Raw genomic sequence first — 15800 nt, 5'->3', positions numbered from 1 at the left:
GGGCAGACACATTCCTGGTGCCAGCACGCCGCTCTTTCCTCCGTCATTGCGAGCGCAGCGAAGCAATCCAGCGACCCTCCGGGGAAAGATTCCGGATTGCTTCGCTGCGCTCGCAATGACGATGTGGAAGGAGCTCAGGCTCTCGCAGGCCCATCCGCTCGCGGATGTCTTCAGACCGCAAGCAGTGTGCTCTGGACCTCACGCCTCGCCGCGCAGCCAGGCCTTCATCTTGTGCAACAGGCCGTGCCGCAACTCCTCGGCGGAGGCGGCCTCGGCTTGCGTCAGCGTCTGCGAGGCTGAATCGATGTCATCGGCCGATTGCACCGGCTCCGGCACCAGCCCTGCTGCGGCAAGCGCGATCGGGCCGGTCTGGGTCAGGAACGCGCGTTCGTATTCGCGCGACAGCCGCGCGATCGCGTCGTCCAGCGTCAGCCAGTCGACCGCCTTGACGTCGTTCATCAGCTTGCGGACCGGCCCGCCCTCGGCCTCCATGCGCCAGAAATGCACGACCTTCGAGCGCCCGCCGGACTGGTAGGCGAGCGTGCCGAGAAATTCGTGCACGGCGACGTCGTGGCCGGTCTCCTCCAGCACCTCGCGATGCGCGGCTTCTTTCGGCGTCTCGCCGTCGTCGAGCTTGCCCTTCGGCAAGACCCATTCGTTGCGCTTGCGCTGGCGCACGACCGCGATCAGCGGCGTCGAACCACGCCGCAGCACGATACCACCCGCCGCCATCACCGGCGCCCGCGCCATCACCAAATCCGTCGTCGAATCGTCCCCACCGACGATATAGGCGCCGGGAACGGCGGATTGAAGGCTACTTTCTTCTGAGCAGCCCCTGGCCGGCTCGGATGCGCGTGCCCTCGGCGATGCCATCGCAGAAGGTGAAGTCGCCGGGCGCCAGGATGATGATGGTCGAGCCGTGCTCGAACCAGCCGAGCTCCTCGCCCTTGGCCACGTTGACGTCGCAGGGGAAATTGACGGGACCGCGGGTCTGCGCGTTCAGCACCAGATCGAGGAAATGCAACCGGATGCTCGCGACCAGGATCGCGGCGACCGGCACCAGCGTCACGGCCTCGCCGGTCGAAAGATGCGTGCGGATCACCGCGCGCTCGTTCTTGCAGAACAGCCGCTCGACCCGCTTCAGGGCGATCGGGTTGACGTTCCAGACGTCGCCGTGGATCAGCGTCACGCCCTCGATCTGCGCATCATAAGGCGCATGGAAGCGGTGATACATGCTCGACGTCAGCCGCAGCGTGACGAACGAGCCGTTGCGGTGCTGATCAACCAGCGCGGAATCGCCGACGAGATCGAGCAGCGAATACGGCGCACCCTTGACCTGGAACAGCTCGGTATCCGCGATCCTGCCGTGAGCGCCGACGATGCCGTCCGAGGGGCTGGCGACGATCGAGGGGTCCGGATCGAACGGCCGCAGGCCCGGCTTCAGCTCCCGGGTGAAGCAATCATGCAGGCTCGTGAAATGATCCTTGCGCGCCTCGGACAGATCGAGATCGGAGAACAGCTTCCACAGCGCGATCGAGAAGTCCCGAACCAGGGGATTCTCGATCTTGGAGAACCATCCCATGAAGCGGGTCAGGGCCGCGCGGGGGATGCGGTTGGTCAACAGGAAGTTGAGATCTTCCTGCTGGGTGAAAGAGGCGATGAGGGCTTTGACTGTCATGAATCTGTCAGCTCGCAGGTTTAGCGCTTGTTGTCATGGAAACGACACTCCCGATTCTCTCGATGTCCGTGGCCGCCGCAGCGTCCGCTGCCGCCGTCCTCCCGAAGCTGAAGGCGCGGATCGAGTTGTCCCGCGCCAAGCACCGCTCGCTCGCCGGACACTCCAAGATGTCGCGACGGGTGGCCAAGCTGCTCCCGTTCTACGAGTTCGGAGAGAACGACTACTTCTCGTGCGACGGCGCGCCGGCCAACATCGCCGCGCAGCGCAAGGACGGCTTCTTCCGTCTCGCCGCTCTCTACGCCGAGCGCTACCCGAAGGGGCGCGCGATGACAAAGGAAGCGGCGGAGAAAATCTCCGACCTGAACTTCACCGAGAGCTACCGCGTGCCGTTCCAGTTCTCGCGCTTGGTCCGCGAGCACCTGGGCACCTCGACCTTCGTGGCGTCCTCCAGCGGCGTCACCGTCACCGACGCCGACGGCAACACGTCGTACGATCTCACCGGGTCCTACGGCGTCAACATCTTCGGCAACGACTTCTACAAGGAGTGCATCGAGGGCGCCGAGAAGCGCGCGCACGCGCTCGGCCCGGTGCTCGGCCCCTACCATCCCGTCATCCTGGAGAACGTGCAGCGGCTCTGCCAGATCTCCGGCCTCGACGAGGTCTCGTTCCACATGTCCGGCACCGAGGCCGTGATGCAAGCGGTGCGGCTGGCGCGCTATCATACCAAGCGCACGCATCTCGTCCGTTTCGCCGGCGCCTATCACGGCTGGTGGGGCGACGTGCAGCCCGGCGTCGGCAACCCTATCCCTGCGCACGAGACCTACACCCTCGCCGAGATGTCGGAGAAGACGCTGCATGTGCTGCGCACACGCAAGGACATCGCCTGCGTGCTGGTCAATCCGCTGCAGGGCCTGCATCCCAACGCCAACGCGCCCGGCGATTCCGCGCTGGTCGACTCGTCGCGCGGCGGCCGTTTCGAGCGCGCCGCTTATACCGAATGGCTGAAGAAGCTGCGCGAGGTCTGCGACCAGCGCGGCATCGTGCTGATCTTCGACGAAGTCTTCGTCGGCTTCCGTCTCGCCGCGGGCGGCGCCCAGGACTATTTCGGCGTCAAGGCCGACATGGTGACCTACGGCAAGAGCCTCGCCGGCGGACTGCCGGTCGGCGTCGTCTGCGGCACGCGCGAGCTGATGCGCCGCTTCCGCGACGATCGTCCCGCCGACATCTGCTTCGCCCGCGGCACCTTCAACTCGCATCCCTATGTCATGACGGCGATGGACGAGTTCTTGAGCCGCCTGGCCAGCCCGAACTTTCGCGCGGTCTATGACGGGCTGGAGGAGACCTGGAACGGGCGCTGCGGGAAGCTCAATCAGATGATGGAGCGCGCCGATCTGCCGGTGCGGTTCGCCAATTTCTCCTCGATCTGGACGGTGAAATACACCACCCCGTCCCGCTACAATTGGATGCTGCAATATTACCTGCGCGCCGAAGGTCTGGCGCTGAGCTGGGTCGGCACCGGCCGGCTGATCTTCAGCCTCAACTACACCGACGCCGACTTCGCCGAAGTCGCCGAACGCTTCGTCCGTGCGGCCGCGAAGATGAAGGCCGACGGCTTCTGGTGGCACGATGGCGTGCTCACCAACAAGCAGATCAAGCGGCAGATCCTGAAAGAGATGCTGGCCAAGCGCTTCGGGCGCTGAGGTCGGCTTCTCCTCCCACACAGTCATCGTCATTCCGGGGTGAGATCTCTCCTCCCCCTCTCCCCGCCTGCGGGGAGAGGGTTGGGGTGAGGGGGACTCTCCGCTTGTCTGGTGAGAGTTGGTGCGCGATACGGAAGCAGCGCCCCCGCGGAGAGCCCCCCTCACCCGGCTTTGCGCTACGCGCAAATCCGGCCTCTCCCCGCACGCGGGGAGAGGCGAAGAAAATGCCCCCAAGACGTGGATGCCCGGCGCGAGGCCGGGCATGACGTACCCATCAGACATCGGAGAGTTCGGTCGGACCAGCGCGCTCAGGCGTGCTGCTCTTCGAGCGTGGGCTCGCCGATCAGGCCCAGCGTGTGCTCGGGATTGAGGTGCAGGCCGGGGTCCATCAGCTCGCCGCGCATCAGGGCGAGCGGAGCGCTGCGATAGAGCATCAGGTCGTGGAACGGGTCGGTCAGGATCTTGGTCATCCAGACCAGGCCAGTCTCGACATCGCGGATGAAGAACAGGTGCACGGTGCGGAACAACAGGCCGCCGCCGCCGACCACGAGCCAGATCTTGGCGACCTGCCGCATGAAATCGGTCGCGCCTTGCCAGGGCGTGAACAGGCCGAACAACGTGGGATCGATCACCAGTACCAGCGGCGAGAGCGCCCAGATCGCCATCAGCACCACCTTGCGCTGCAGGTTGTAGCCGACCTTGATTTCTTCCTTGTATTCGTGCGTCGCCTGGTTGACGTGATCGTAGGTGTGCGGCTCGAAGAAGAAATGACCGGCCTGACGCGAGGTCATCGACACCAGCCAGCCGACCAGCGCGGACACGACGGGATCGATGAACAGCCAGACATAGGCGAACAGGAAGCTCAGCGCGCTGATGAAGTGCAGGCTCTGATTGATGCGGCTGTGATGATAGTAGCGATGGTCGTCCCAGCGCTGGATCCGCAGCTGCTCGAGATAATTCTTGATCATGCTCTTCCCCAAATGCTTTCGGCTACGGGGTTAAAGGGATTCGATGTACGCCGTGTGACAACATCATCTTGTCATGTGGTGGCACGCGCCGGCGCGATGACGCACGACGCCTGCGCTCGAGGTCAAGCCGCCTTGGCGACATCGACCTTGCGGAAGCGCACCAGCGAGAAATGACCGAGCGGCGGAATCAGGCGGCGCTCGGCGAGCTCGATGCCTTTGGCGCCGGCCAGCCATTTCGTATAACGCGACCAGGCGAACTCGGCGGTGCGGAAGCCGAGCGGACGCACCACCGGCTGCAGCTTCTGCTCGATGAAGCGGCGCATGCCGGCATCCGCGCTGACACGGGTGAGAACGATCAGCTCGCCGTCCGGACGCAGCACGCGGGCGAATTCGTCCAGCGCTTTCTCCGGATTCGGCACCGCGGTGACGACATATTGCGCCATCACCACGTCGAAGGAATTGTCCGGGAATTCGAGCTTCTCGGCGTCCATCACCGCGAGGCCCTCGACATTCTTCAGCCTGCACTCGGCGACGCGCTGGCGCGCCTTTTCGAGCATCGCCTCCGAAATGTCGGTGCCGAAGATGCGCAGATGCGGCGCGTACATCGGCAGCGAGATGCCGGTGCCGACGCCGACCTCGAGCACGCGGCCGCCGATCTTGTTGGTGGCCGCGATCGCGGCCTGCCGGCCCTTGGCGAACACGCCGCCGAACACGAGGTCATAGACCGGGGCCCAGCGGTCATAGGCCTGCTCGACCGTGCCGCGGGTGAGGTCGAGCTGCTGGGTGCCGTCAAGGTTCATGATCTTGGCCATCGATGAGGTTCTCGCTGTGGGTCTAAGGAAAGTTCAACCGCGCACCGGCCGCCGCGCCATGCGAGGCGAGGCGCGCAAGGCGCGGCTGGGTTGGAGTGAGGTCAGGTTGCCGACGAACTGGCGCGCGCTGTTCTCCCAGGAGCGCTCCAACGCGAAGTGGCGGCAGGTCTCGCGCGACATGGTGAGCGCGCGCAGGCAGGCGGCGCGCAGATTGTGATCGATCGCGCCGATCGGATGATCGGCGATGACGTCTTTCGGACCCGTGACAGGAAACGCGGCAACCGGCGTGCCGCAGGCCAGCGCCTCCAGCTGCACCACGCCGAACGTATCGGTCAGGCTCGGAAACACGAACACGTCTGCGGCCGCAAGATGCGCGGTGAGATCGGCCCCCTTCTTCTCGCCGAGGAACACCGCATCGGAATATTTCCGCTCCAGCGCCGCCCTCTGCGGGCCGTCGCCGACGATCACCTTGGTGCCGGGCAGGTCGAGAGCCAGGAACGCGTCGAGATTCTTCTCCACCGCGACGCGGCCCATGGTCATGAAGATCGGACGCGGCAGATCGAGCCTCGCCGGCGCACCGGGATGAAACAGCTCGGTGTCGACGCCGCGGGTCCAGAAGCCGAGCCGCTTGAAGCCACGCTCGGACAGCTCCTGCCGCAGCGACGGCGTCGCCACCATGGTCATGGCGGCGGCATCGTGGAAATGGCGCAGCACGGCATAGCCGACGCTTGCGGGGATGCCGGTCCGCACCGCGACGTATTCGGGAAAGCGCGTCGTGTAGGAGGTGGTGAAGGCGAGCCGGTTGCGGCGGCAATAGGCCCGCGCCGCCCAGCCGATCGGGCCTTCGGTCGCGATGTGCAGCGCGTCCGGCGCCGCGGTCTCGATGCGCCGCGCGATCTCCTTGCTGCCCGGCAACGCGAAGCGCAGGCCCGGATAGGTCGGCAGCGGCCAGGACGGAAAGCCGTCCGGGGTCAGGAAGCCGATCTCGATGTCCAGCGCCTTGGCCGCATTCGCCAGCGAGGTCAGCGTCCGGACCACACCGTTGACCTGCGGATGCCAGGCGTCCGTCGCGATTAATACCCGCATGGGAAAATCCCGAGAGTTTGATGATTCTCGGTTTCCGACCATCAACGAAGGATATTTCAGGCGTGTGACGTCATAGAAGTGTCGGCCCGTCGTTTTGTGCGTAACGGACGCCTGCGGCCACGAAACTGTCATGAAACAATTCTTGCCGCGGTGAAACCGTTTTCGGTTTTCCGCGCAAATGTCCCGAAACGTTTTGCCGTTAGTGATCCAGGCAACAGAGCACCGCAGCGGTGCCGCGGTGGCCGAGACCACCGAGCCAACAGGGGCGATCACATGTTCAATCTGGACACGTTCAAGACGTTTTCGCGCGCCGTTGCTTTTGGCGCAGTCGCGGCCTCCGCGATCGCATTCGCAGGCGCAGCCAAGGCGGCGCCGGTGCAGATCTTCCCGTTCTTCCAGCCGCTGCCGCCGATGGTCGCGCCGCAGCCGTTCCAGCCCTATCAGCCGTATCAGGCGCCGACCTACCAGACCGAACCGTCCGACGATCAGGACGCTGTGGAGATGCCGGCCCGCTTCCGCCGCCAGACCGTCGCTTACGCGACGCGTGAAGCGCCGGGCACGATCATCATCGATACGCCCAACACCTATCTCTATTACGTGCTCGGCAACGGCCAGGCGCTCCGCTACGGCATAGGCGTCGGCCGCGACGGCTTCACCTGGTCCGGCATCCAGTCGGTGACCCGCAAGGCCGAGTGGCCGGCCTGGACGCCGCCGCCGGAGATGATCGCCCGCCAGCCCTATCTGCCGCGCCACATGGCCGGCGGCCCCGGCAATCCGCTCGGCGCGCGCGCCATGTATCTCGGCGGCACCATCTACCGCATCCACGGCACCAACGCCCCCGAGACCATCGGCAAGCGCGTCTCGTCCGGCTGCATCCGGATGACCAACGAGGACGTCACCGACCTCTATTCCCGCGTCAACGTCGGCACCAAGGTCGTGGTGCTGCCGATGACGGAGCGCCGCGCGGAACTCGGAACCGCGACGCGCTGAGCCGTCAGGACATCGTGACGCAAACGGCCCCGGAACCTGCCGGGGCCGCTTTTGTTTGCCCTCGACATGTCGACGCGCGCCTGCTGCGGCGCGGTCCCCGATGGAGGCGCAAATGCAATCACGCCTGCAATCCTCGCTCTATCCGTGGCTGCACGCGATCACCGGCGCCACCGCACTGGCGCTGCTCGTCTCCGCGCCCGCCTCGCTCGCGCAGCAGCCGGCCGGCGATGAGGCAGGCAAGCAGGCCTTCAACAATTCCTGCCGCACCTGCCACTCCATGAAGGAAGGCGACAACCGCCTCGGCCCCAACCTCAACAAGATCGTCGGGCGCAAGGCCGGCGCGCTGCCGGACTACAATTACTCGTCATCGATGAAGGACGCCGGCATCGTCTGGGATCAGGACAAGCTGACACGCTTCATGGTCAAGCCGGACGAGGTGGTGTCGGGCAACAAGATGCAGCCCTATGGCGGCATCTCGACGGAGGAAGCGGCGAAGGTCGTTGCGTATCTGCAGGCGGCGGGCGGGCAATAGCCGCGCTCGCGCCGGGCGGTTTAGACTTGTATCCGAGCTCGCGGCGCATCCTTCGAGACGCCCGCCTGCGGCGGGCCCTCAGGATGAGGGCGGAATGTGCGGTCGCAGTCTCTTCGCAGTACTTGCACCAATCGCCAAATGCCAGTTAGCCTCATCCTGAGGAGCGCGCCCTTGCGCGCGTCTCGAAGGACGAGGCGTTCACGATGACGGAAGGCGCGTGGCTCTACATTCTCAGATGCGCCGACGGCAGCTACTACATTGGCACGACGCGTACCGAGCTCGAAATCAGGGTCGCCCAGCACAACGCCGGCACCTTCGAAGCCTACACGAAGTCACGCCGGCCTGTGGCGCTGATGTTCTCACAATGGTTCGATCGCATCACCGATGCAATCGAGTGCGAGCGAAAGCTGAAGAAATGGAGCCGCGCGAAGAAGGAGGCCTTCATGCGCGGCGATTTTGCCGAGCTTCATGAATTGTCAAAGCGCGCATCGCATCATCCTTCGAGACGCCCGCCTCCGGCGGGCTCCTCAGGATGAGGACGGAATGCGTGGCAGCACTTTCAACGGGCACGGATGTTGGTTGAGCCTCATCCTGAGGAGCGCGCTTGCGCGCGTCTCGAAGGACGAGGCGGGCACGAGATTGCGTTACCTACCCCGCCGCTCCCCGAGCAACCGCAGCCACGCCGCCGAATGAAACGCGCTCATCAGGAGATACATCGGCACCATGCCGCCGAGCGGCGACCCCTGCCCCGCGGCGCACAGCATGTCGGCCGGCCCGCCCATGGCCGTCAGCACGGCCATGATCGCGAAGGTGGGTGTCGCTGCCAGCGACAGCCAGCTGGCAAGGTGGCGCGCCGCCACCACGCCATTGCGGCCGGCGCCGGCCATTGTGCCGACGGGGCTAGTCACGGCCTTCCACAGCCTCCCGGCGGAACGCCTTCTCGCCGGCGTCTGAGATCTCGACCCACTTCTTGTCGGGCGCTGCGCCCTCCGTGTAACTGTCGTGCCAGTTCCACCATTTGTAGGTCGGCGTCTGCGGATAGCCCTTCGGCGAATCCTCCCAGACCTCCTGGCGACCGAGCGGCGTGATGTCGAGGTAATTCCAGGTGCCGCCCATCTGCTCGTCGCCGCGGCTCTTGACGAAATAGGTGCGGAAGATCCGCGTCCCGTCGCGGTAGAACACGTTCGTGCCGTGCCATTCGTCGACGCCGAAATCGGCGTCGAAGCTGTCGGTGATGGTGACCCACGGCATGGTCCAGCCCATCCGCTGCTTCAGTCTGATGATATCGGCTTGCGGCGCGCGCGAGGCGAACACGAGCGTGGTGTCGCGGGCGTTCAAATGCGCGACGTGGGCGACCTGGTCGGCCACCATGGAGCAGCCGCGGCAGGCGTGATCGGGCCAGCCGAACACGCCGGGCTCGAAGAACGCGCGGTAGACGATCAACTGCCGCCGGCCCTGGAACAGGTCGACGAGACTGAGCTTGCCGCCGGGCCCCTCGAACGCATAGGTTTTGGAAACTTCCATCCACGGCATGCGCCGGCGCTCGGCGGCCAGAGCGTCACGGGCACGGGTATGCGCCTTCTCCTTCACGAGCAGTTGCTGACGGGCGGCCTCCCAGTCCTGCGGCGACACCACCGGAGGTGTCTGCATGACGGACTGTCCGTTATTCGGTTCGTTTTGGGCTAATGTCATCATGACTCTCCAAATCTCTCGCTCAAGTCCATTCCGCCCCGCGCCGCACATGGTCGGTCGACAACGATTTCTGGCACCGCGCGGTTGCGCGGTGGGAGTAACAAGTGTGGCGGGATTTGAATGGAGTCGCTGATCACGGCCGCCGCGCGCGCGCTCGAGGCGGGCGATCCGCTCGGCGCCCTGAACCGCGTCGCGCTGCGCAACGACGCACCGTCGCTGGCGCTGCGCGGCATCGCGATGGCGCAGCTCGGCGACCTCGCCAAGGCCAAGTCGCTGCTGCGAAATGCTGCGCGCGCCTTCGGTCCGCGCGAGGCGGTGGCGCGGGCAAGATGCGTGGTGGCCCAAGCCGAGATCGCGCTGGTCTCGCGCGACTTGAGCTGGCCGGACAGGACACTCGCCGCCGCGCGCACGACCCTCGAAAAGCACGGCGATCTCGCCAACGCGGCGCATGCCCGCCACATCGCCGCGCGGCGTCTTCTCCTGCTCGGACATATCGAGGAGGCGGAGAGTATGCTCGCCGGTCCCGGCCGCTTCCCGCTCCCGCCTGCCTCACAAGTCGTTCGCGAGCTGGTGCTCGCCGGCATCGCCATACGGCGGCTCCGATCGGAGGATGCACGCGCGGCGCTGGCGCGGGCGGCCCGCGCCGCACGGCAGGCCGGCATCCCCGCGCTCGCCGCCGAAGTCGAAGGCGCGAGCCGCGTGCTCGATACGCCGACAGCGCGCCTGATCACGCGCGGCGAGGAGCGGCCATTGCTGCTTGCGGAGGTCGAGCAGCTCGCGACATCCGAAGTGCTCGTCGTGGACACGTTCCATCATTCGGTGCGCAGGCGCGGCACCGTCGTGCCGCTCGGCACCCGGCCGGTGCTGTTTGCCCTCGTCCGCATCCTGGCGCAGGCATGGCCTGCGGATGTGTCGCGTCAGACGCTGATCGCGGGCGCGTTTCACGCCAGGCATCTCGATGAATCGCATCGCGCGCGGTTGCGCGTCGAGATCGGTCGGCTCCGCACCAAGCTCAAACCGCTCGCCGACGTGAACGCGACGAAGCAAGGATTTGCGCTGGCGCCGCGCAGGACGCGCGACATCCTCGTGCTGGCGCGGCCGGTCGACGAGAAGCACGCCAATGTTCTCGCTCTCCTCTCCGACGGCGAGCCCTGGTCGAGCTCGGCGCTCGCGCTGGCGCTGGGAACGAGCCCGCGCACGGTGCAGCGGGCCCTCGACGAACTGGCGCGCTCGAACAAGGTGCAATGTTTCGGGCATGGGCGGGCCCGGCGCTGGATGACGCCGCCCGTCCCGGGTTTCCCGACAGGCTTGTTACTCCCCACGCCGCTCCTGAAGACGTAACGTTGAGGCCACATCACAGGGAGCAAGCAGATGAAGCGTTCAGCCGCCGAGATCATCAGGGAGTACGGGCCGTTTGAGGGCGTCGAGGCCGTGCATGGCGTCACCTATGACGGCAGCCATGTCTGGTTCGCCTCCGGCGACAAATTGAATGCGGTCGATCCTGACAGCGGCAAGGTCGCGCGCTCCATCGATGTCGCCGCACATGCGGGAACGGCATTCGACGGAAGGCACCTGTTCCAGATCGCCGAGGATCGCATCCAGAAGATCGATGCGGCATCGGGCAAGGTGCTCAGCACCATTCCGGCGCCGGGTGGCGGCGGCGATTCAGGCCTCGCCTGGGCCGAAGGCTCGCTGTGGGTCGGGGAATATCGCGAGCGAAGGATCCATCAGGTCGATCCGGAAAGCGGCAAGGTTCTCCGCACCATCGAGAGCAAGCGCTTCGTGACCGGGGTGACCTGGGTCGACGGCGAGCTCTGGCACGGCACCTGGGAGAACGAGGAGAGCGACATCAGGCGGATCGACCCCGCGACCGGCAAGGTGCTCGAGCAGCTCGACCTGCCCGCCGGGACCGGCGTGTCCGGGCTGGAATCCGATGGCGGTGACCGCTTCTTTTGCGGCGGCGGCACCAATGGCAATGTAAGAGCGGTCCGCCGCCCCCGGCGCGGCTGAATGCCCGGCAAATGCGGGGCGCATCCGTTAACCTGTTCGCCGCAATTCCACCCCACCGGTGCGCTCTAGCGCCCTGCTCGCCCGCCCTGTAAAATCCCCGCCGGGGCGGCTTGGGGGATTGATGCGACTGACGTTGAATCTGAAGACCATCCTGGTCGGAATCGCCGTGCTCGCGGCGTCCTTCTTCATCAGCTTGAAGGCGATGGATTGGCTGGCGCCGCGCGCGACGAATTCGGCGCCGCCGGTCGCGCAATTGCCGCCGCTGCCGCCGGCCGCGAAGAGCTCGATCGTGATCGCGCCGGTCGCCATCGCGATCTCGGCGATCCGCGAGCAGGCCGAGAAGGCCGCGCCGCGCAATTTCTCGGGGAAGGCCGACAACCCGATCTCGCAGATCCTGGAGAACGCCGACATCGGCTGGTCCGCCGTGCGCGGGCCGATGGCAGCGGCCGGCGACAAGGACGTGCTGACGATCTCGACGCCGCTCTCGGGCAAGCTGAACGTGACGGGCTCGCTGTCGGCGAAGGCCACCGGCGCGCTCGGCGACGCGCTCGGCAGCGTGCTCGGCGGTGACGCAGCCAAGCGGATCGGCGCCGTCAACATCAAGAATCTGAACGCCAGCGCGGAGATCAAGGGCAACGTGGTCGTCACCTCGCGCCCGAAGCTCGGGGCCAATTGGCATCTCGAGCCCAATCTCGGCGCCCAGGTCAATCTCGGCGACACCAACCTCAATGTCTCCGGCGCCAAGGTCAACGTGCCGGCGCAGGTGAAGCCGCTGATCGACAAGAATGTCGGCGAGCAGATCAACATCGTCTCCGAGCGCATCCGCAACGATCCCTCCCTGCGCGAGAACGCGAAGCTGCAATGGGCCAAGGCGTGCCGCTCGATCCCGCTGCAGGGCTCGGGCGCCTCGGCCGCGCTGCCGCCGCTCTGGCTGGAGATGAAACCGATCCGCGCCATCGCCGCGCAGCCGCGCGTCGATGCGCAGGCCGTGACGCTGCTGCTCGGCCTGGAAGCGGAGACGCGCGTCACCTCGACGCCGACCAAGCCGAACTGTCCGTTCCCCGACAAGATCTCGATCGTGCCGCCGACCGGCACCGGCGTGAACATCGGCGTGCCGATCGACGTGCCCTTCACCGAGATCAACAAGCTGATCGCCGCGCAGATGGTCGGCCGCACCTATCCCGAGGACGGCTCCGGCCCGGTCGACGTCACCGTGAAGAGCGCCAACGTGACCCCGTCGGGCGACCGGCTGCTGATCTCGCTGCTGGTGCGCGCCAAGGAGAAGAAGAGCTGGCTCGGCCTCGGCGCCGAGGCGACTGTGCACATCTGGGGGCGGCCGGTGCTCGACCAGGCGCAACAGACGCTGCGGCTCACCGACATCGAGCTCGCGGTGGAATCCGAGGCGGCGTTCGGCCTGCTGGGCGCCGCGGCGCGCGCCGTGGTGCCGCAGATGCAGCAGGCGCTGCTGCAGAAGGCGACGCTCGACCTGAAGCCGATCGCCGCCAACGCCCGCGAGAAGATTGCCGCGGCAATCGCCGATTACCAGAAGAGCGAGGACGGCCTCAAGGTCGAGGCCATGATCGACAGCCTGACGCTGGCCGACATCGCCTTCGATTCCAAGACCTTGCGCGTGGTCGCGGAAGCCGGCGGCTCGCTGAACGTGTATGTGAGCAAGCTGTCGGGGATGTAGCGCTTTCACTCTCAGAAGGCTATCGCATTGAGATCGGTCCCCCGCGGCCATCCTTCGAGACGCCCGCCTCCGGCGGGCCCTCAGGATGAGGCTGGAGTGTGCGGCAGCCATTTCAACGTGCATCCAATGCCGCCTAGCCTCATCCTGAGGAGCCCGCGAAGCGGGCGTCTCGAAGGACGAGGCGTGCGCGCATGCTACCGCCGCGAGTCGCATCCGATAGCCTGTACTCGCACGCTTCTTCATCGGCCGCCCCGCTGGCAATCTCATTCGAGGATGCTAAGCTGCCCCTGGCCACCTCGAACGAGGTGCTGACGAGCATTGTAGCGGCAAGCCGAGGTCAACATGGAAGCCGGCATGGTCACGCCCCCGCCGGCATTGGTGCGCTTTTCCGGCATTCAGAAGACCTATGATGGCGAGCACCTCGTGGTGAAGAACCTCGATCTCGACATCAGGAAGGGCGAGTTCATCACCCTGCTCGGCCCGTCGGGCTCGGGCAAGACGACGACGCTGATGATGCTGGCCGGCTTCGAGGTGCCGACCCATGGCGACATCTATCTCAGCGACCGGCCGATCAAGAACATGCCGCCGCACAAGCGCGACATCGGCATGGTGTTCCAGAACTATGCCCTGTTTCCGCACCTGACGATCGCCGAGAACATCGCCTTCCCGCTCTCCGTTCGCAAGACGAGCAAGGCAGACGTGGAGGAGCGCGTAGCCGCGGCGCTGCGCATGATCAAGATGGAAAACCTGGCGCACCGGCGGCCCGGCCAGTTGTCCGGCGGCCAGCAGCAGCGCGTGGCGCTGGCCCGTGCGCTGGTCTTCAACCCGCAGCTCGTGCTGATGGACGAGCCGCTCGGCGCCCTCGACAAGCGCCTGCGCGAACAGATGCAGCTTGAGATCAAGCAGCTGCACGAAACGATGGGCATCACGATCGTCTACGTCACCCACGATCAGAGCGAAGCGCTCACCATGTCCGACCGCATCGCCGTGTTCAACGACGGCGTCGTGCAGCAGATCGACAAGCCCGACGCGCTGTACGAGCATCCGGTGAACAGCTTCGTCGCCCATTTCATCGGCGAGAACAACGTGCTGGCCGGCACCGTCGAGACGGTCGACAAGGATTATTGCCGCGTCGCGCTGACCGGTGGCGGCACCGTCACCGCCCGGGCGGTCAACGTTTCGGGCGCGGGCACCTCCACCTCGCTCTCGGTACGGCCGGAGCGGATCGCCATCATCGCGGACGGCAGCTCCGGCGACGAACCGAACCGCCTGCCGGCGAAGGTGCAGAACACCATCTATCTCGGCGACCACGCGCTGGCCGTGCTCGACGTCGCCGGCAACGCCGAATTCATGGTCAAGCTTCAGCCGGGCGCACATGGCAGCCTGAGACACGGCGAAAGCATCTTCATCACTTTCCGTCCGGAGGATTGCCTCGCCCTCGATCCGGTCTGATCCAACGCAAGCAGACCTGAAATGCTCAACCTCAACGCAACTCGCACCAAGAAGGAACCAGGACCATGTTGAAGCGCAAGATTGGCAGGATTGCTCTGGGTTTCGCCGCCGCGCTCGGTGCCAGCGCTGCGCTGGCGACGGTCGCCCAGGCGCGGGACCTCACCGTCGTGTCGTGGGGCGGCGCCTATCAGGAGGCCCAGAAGAAGGTCTATTTCGAGCCGTTCAAGAAGGCGGCCGGAATTGCCATGAACGACGAGTCCTGGGACGGCGGCGTCGGCGTGCTGCGCGCCAAGGTGCAGGGCGGCGCCGCCACCTGGGACGTCGTCCAGGTCGAGAGCGACGAGCTCGCGGTCGGCTGCGAGGAAGGCCTGTTCGAGAAGCTGGACTATACCAAGATCGGCGGCGAGGCCGCCTATATCCCGCCATCGGTCAATCCGTGCGGCGTCGGCGCCATCCTCTACGACTTCGTGCTCGGCTACGACAAGGACAAGCTGAAGGAAGCTCCGAAGGGCTGGGCCGACTTCTTCGACATCAAGAAGATTCCGGGCAAGCGCGCCCTGCGTCAGGGCCCGAAGACCACGCTGGAAATCGCGCTGATGGCCGACGGCGTCGCACCGAAAGACGTCTACAAGGTGCTGGCGACCGACGAAGGCGTCGAGCGCGCCTTCAAGAAGCTCGACAGCATCAAGGGCGACATCGTCTGGTGGAAGGCCGGCGCCCAGCCGCCGCAACTGCTCGCCTCCGGCGAGGTGGCGATGACCTCGGTCTACAACGGCCGCATCGACACCGCGAACAAGAACGAGAAGAAGAACTTCGGCATGGTGTGGGACGGCGCGCTGTTCACGCTCGACAGCTGGGTCATCCTCAAGGGCAGCCCGAACAAGGACGCCGCCTACAAGTTCCTCGACTTCGTCGGCAAGGCGGAGAACCAGTCGAAACTGTCGGAGAACATCGCCTACGGCACCTCGAACAAGGACGCGGCCGGCAAGCTTTCGCCTGCCGTCCTGAAGGACCTGCCGACGGCCCCTGACAACATCAAGAACGCGGTCGAGATCAACGTCGCCTTCTGGCTCGAGAACATCGACCGCCTGACCGAGCGCTTCAACAAATGGGCCGCGAAATAGCGCCTTTTTGAATAGGTAAGGATGCGTGGCGGGCAAGTCGCCCGTGGCGCATCCTTCGAGACGCCC

General features: G+C 65.8%; 16 protein-coding genes. 9 read left to right on the top strand and 7 right to left on the bottom strand.

All coding sequences use genetic code 11. The features are described from left to right. Positions 1-198 precede the first annotated feature (198 nt). Both DCM79_RS26355 and asd read right to left on the bottom strand, forming a co-directional pair. Positions 199-750 carry an NUDIX hydrolase gene (locus DCM79_RS26355; protein WP_257177020.1) on the bottom strand — a complete coding sequence of 184 codons (552 nt, stop codon included), beginning with the start codon at positions 748-750 and terminating at the stop codon, positions 199-201. Between the two features lie 64 nt (positions 751-814). Further along, positions 815-1678 (bottom strand): archaetidylserine decarboxylase, encoded by an 864-nt coding sequence (gene asd / locus DCM79_RS26350; RefSeq protein ID WP_257177019.1) that lies wholly within the window; start codon positions 1676-1678, stop codon positions 815-817. Positions 1679-1713: 35 nt separating this feature from the next. Between asd and DCM79_RS26345 the strand changes: the two genes are divergently transcribed. Further along, a complete protein-coding gene (locus DCM79_RS26345) occupies positions 1714-3378 on the top strand; it encodes an aminotransferase class III-fold pyridoxal phosphate-dependent enzyme (protein ID WP_257177018.1) in 1665 nt (554 codons plus the stop codon). Positions 3379-3686: 308 nt separating this feature from the next. Here DCM79_RS26345 and DCM79_RS26340 read toward each other — a convergent pair whose 3' ends face one another. The 3 genes from DCM79_RS26340 to DCM79_RS26330 form a co-directional block, all read right to left on the bottom strand. Then, positions 3687-4346 carry a hypothetical protein gene (locus DCM79_RS26340; RefSeq protein ID WP_257177017.1) on the bottom strand — a complete coding sequence of 220 codons (660 nt, stop codon included), beginning with the start codon at positions 4344-4346 and terminating at the stop codon, positions 3687-3689. Between the two features lie 122 nt (positions 4347-4468). Next, positions 4469-5158 (bottom strand): methyltransferase domain-containing protein, encoded by a 690-nt coding sequence (locus tag DCM79_RS26335; RefSeq protein WP_257177016.1) that lies wholly within the window; start codon positions 5156-5158, stop codon positions 4469-4471. Between the two features lie 33 nt (positions 5159-5191). Then, the gene (locus DCM79_RS26330) at positions 5192-6244 is read right to left on the bottom strand and encodes a glycosyltransferase family 1 protein (RefSeq protein WP_257177015.1); all 1053 of its coding nucleotides are present in this window, start codon (positions 6242-6244) and stop codon (positions 5192-5194) included. A 273-nt stretch (positions 6245-6517) separates the two neighbouring features. On the opposite strand from DCM79_RS26330, the gene DCM79_RS26325 reads away from it, so the two are divergent. The 3 genes from DCM79_RS26325 to DCM79_RS26315 all read left to right on the top strand — a co-directional run bounded on the left by DCM79_RS26325 (position 6518) and on the right by DCM79_RS26315 (position 8302). Then, a complete protein-coding gene (locus tag DCM79_RS26325) occupies positions 6518-7234 on the top strand; it encodes a L,D-transpeptidase (protein ID WP_257177014.1) in 717 nt (238 codons plus the stop codon). Positions 7235-7346: 112 nt separating this feature from the next. After that, positions 7347-7766 (top strand): cytochrome c family protein, encoded by a 420-nt coding sequence (locus DCM79_RS26320; protein ID WP_257177013.1) that lies wholly within the window; start codon positions 7347-7349, stop codon positions 7764-7766. Between the two features lie 203 nt (positions 7767-7969). After that, on the top strand, positions 7970-8302 hold the full coding sequence (locus DCM79_RS26315) for a GIY-YIG nuclease family protein (RefSeq protein WP_257177012.1): 333 nt from the start codon (positions 7970-7972) through the stop codon (positions 8300-8302). A 108-nt stretch (positions 8303-8410) separates the two neighbouring features. Here the strand turns inward: DCM79_RS26315 and DCM79_RS26310 are convergent, their stop codons facing one another. After that, positions 8411-8674: a hypothetical protein gene (locus DCM79_RS26310; protein ID WP_257177011.1), complete on the bottom strand. Its 264-nt coding sequence runs from the start codon at positions 8672-8674 to the stop codon at positions 8411-8413. Continuing rightward, positions 8667-9458: a DUF899 domain-containing protein gene (locus DCM79_RS26305; RefSeq protein ID WP_373568125.1), complete on the bottom strand. Its 792-nt coding sequence runs from the start codon at positions 9456-9458 to the stop codon at positions 8667-8669. The genes DCM79_RS26310 and DCM79_RS26305 overlap by 8 nt, the downstream gene beginning before the upstream one ends. Before the next feature lie 120 nt (positions 9459-9578). Here DCM79_RS26305 and DCM79_RS26300 point away from each other — a divergent pair, with 120 nt between their 5' ends. The 5 genes from DCM79_RS26300 (at position 9579) to DCM79_RS26280 (ending at position 15734) form a co-directional block, all read left to right on the top strand. Further along, complete coding sequence (locus tag DCM79_RS26300; RefSeq protein WP_257177009.1) at positions 9579-10799, top strand: helix-turn-helix domain-containing protein; 1221 nt, start codon at positions 9579-9581, stop codon at positions 10797-10799. Positions 10800-10829: 30 nt separating this feature from the next. After that, positions 10830-11468 (top strand): PQQ-binding-like beta-propeller repeat protein, encoded by a 639-nt coding sequence (locus DCM79_RS26295; protein ID WP_257177008.1) that lies wholly within the window; start codon positions 10830-10832, stop codon positions 11466-11468. 121 nt (positions 11469-11589) lie between these two features. Further along, positions 11590-13158: a DUF4403 family protein gene (locus tag DCM79_RS26290; protein WP_257177007.1), complete on the top strand. Its 1569-nt coding sequence runs from the start codon at positions 11590-11592 to the stop codon at positions 13156-13158. A 342-nt stretch (positions 13159-13500) separates the two neighbouring features. Continuing rightward, positions 13501-14610, top strand: a complete 1110-nt coding sequence (locus tag DCM79_RS26285; protein WP_257177006.1) for an ABC transporter ATP-binding protein — start codon at positions 13501-13503, stop codon at positions 14608-14610. A gap of 65 nt (positions 14611-14675) precedes the next feature. Then, positions 14676-15734: an ABC transporter substrate-binding protein gene (locus DCM79_RS26280; protein WP_257177005.1), complete on the top strand. Its 1059-nt coding sequence runs from the start codon at positions 14676-14678 to the stop codon at positions 15732-15734. Positions 15735-15800: the final 66 nt, after the last annotated feature.

It is taken from the genome of Bradyrhizobium sp. WBOS07, assembly GCF_024585165.1.
Lineage (GTDB): Bacteria > Pseudomonadota > Alphaproteobacteria > Rhizobiales > Xanthobacteraceae > Bradyrhizobium > Bradyrhizobium japonicum_B.
Note: the sequence above shows the minus strand (reverse complement) of the source record. Positions and strands in the feature narration are given on the sequence as shown.

Excerpts from the sequence above, each read along its gene's own strand:
- DCM79_RS26355 (WP_257177020.1), bottom strand. The coding sequence starts at position 750 with ATGGCGCGGGCGCCGGTGATGGCGGCGGGTGGTATCGTGCTGCGGCGT.
- asd (WP_257177019.1), bottom strand. The coding sequence starts at position 1,678 with ATGACAGTCAAAGCCCTCATCGCCTCTTTCACCCAGCAGGAAGATCTC.
- DCM79_RS26345 (WP_257177018.1), top strand. The coding sequence starts at position 1,714 with ATGGAAACGACACTCCCGATTCTCTCGATGTCCGTGGCCGCCGCAGCG.
- DCM79_RS26340 (WP_257177017.1), bottom strand. The coding sequence starts at position 4,346 with ATGATCAAGAATTATCTCGAGCAGCTGCGGATCCAGCGCTGGGACGAC.
- DCM79_RS26335 (WP_257177016.1), bottom strand. The coding sequence starts at position 5,158 with ATGGCCAAGATCATGAACCTTGACGGCACCCAGCAGCTCGACCTCACC.
- DCM79_RS26330 (WP_257177015.1), bottom strand. The coding sequence starts at position 6,244 with ATGCGGGTATTAATCGCGACGGACGCCTGGCATCCGCAGGTCAACGGT.
- DCM79_RS26325 (WP_257177014.1), top strand. The coding sequence starts at position 6,518 with ATGTTCAATCTGGACACGTTCAAGACGTTTTCGCGCGCCGTTGCTTTT.
- DCM79_RS26320 (WP_257177013.1), top strand. The coding sequence starts at position 7,347 with ATGCAATCACGCCTGCAATCCTCGCTCTATCCGTGGCTGCACGCGATC.
- DCM79_RS26315 (WP_257177012.1), top strand. The coding sequence starts at position 7,970 with ATGACGGAAGGCGCGTGGCTCTACATTCTCAGATGCGCCGACGGCAGC.
- DCM79_RS26305 (WP_373568125.1), bottom strand. The coding sequence starts at position 9,458 with ATGACATTAGCCCAAAACGAACCGAATAACGGACAGTCCGTCATGCAG.
- DCM79_RS26300 (WP_257177009.1), top strand. The coding sequence starts at position 9,579 with ATGGAGTCGCTGATCACGGCCGCCGCGCGCGCGCTCGAGGCGGGCGAT.
- DCM79_RS26295 (WP_257177008.1), top strand. The coding sequence starts at position 10,830 with ATGAAGCGTTCAGCCGCCGAGATCATCAGGGAGTACGGGCCGTTTGAG.
- DCM79_RS26290 (WP_257177007.1), top strand. The coding sequence starts at position 11,590 with ATGCGACTGACGTTGAATCTGAAGACCATCCTGGTCGGAATCGCCGTG.
- DCM79_RS26285 (WP_257177006.1), top strand. The coding sequence starts at position 13,501 with ATGGAAGCCGGCATGGTCACGCCCCCGCCGGCATTGGTGCGCTTTTCC.
- DCM79_RS26280 (WP_257177005.1), top strand. The coding sequence starts at position 14,676 with ATGTTGAAGCGCAAGATTGGCAGGATTGCTCTGGGTTTCGCCGCCGCG.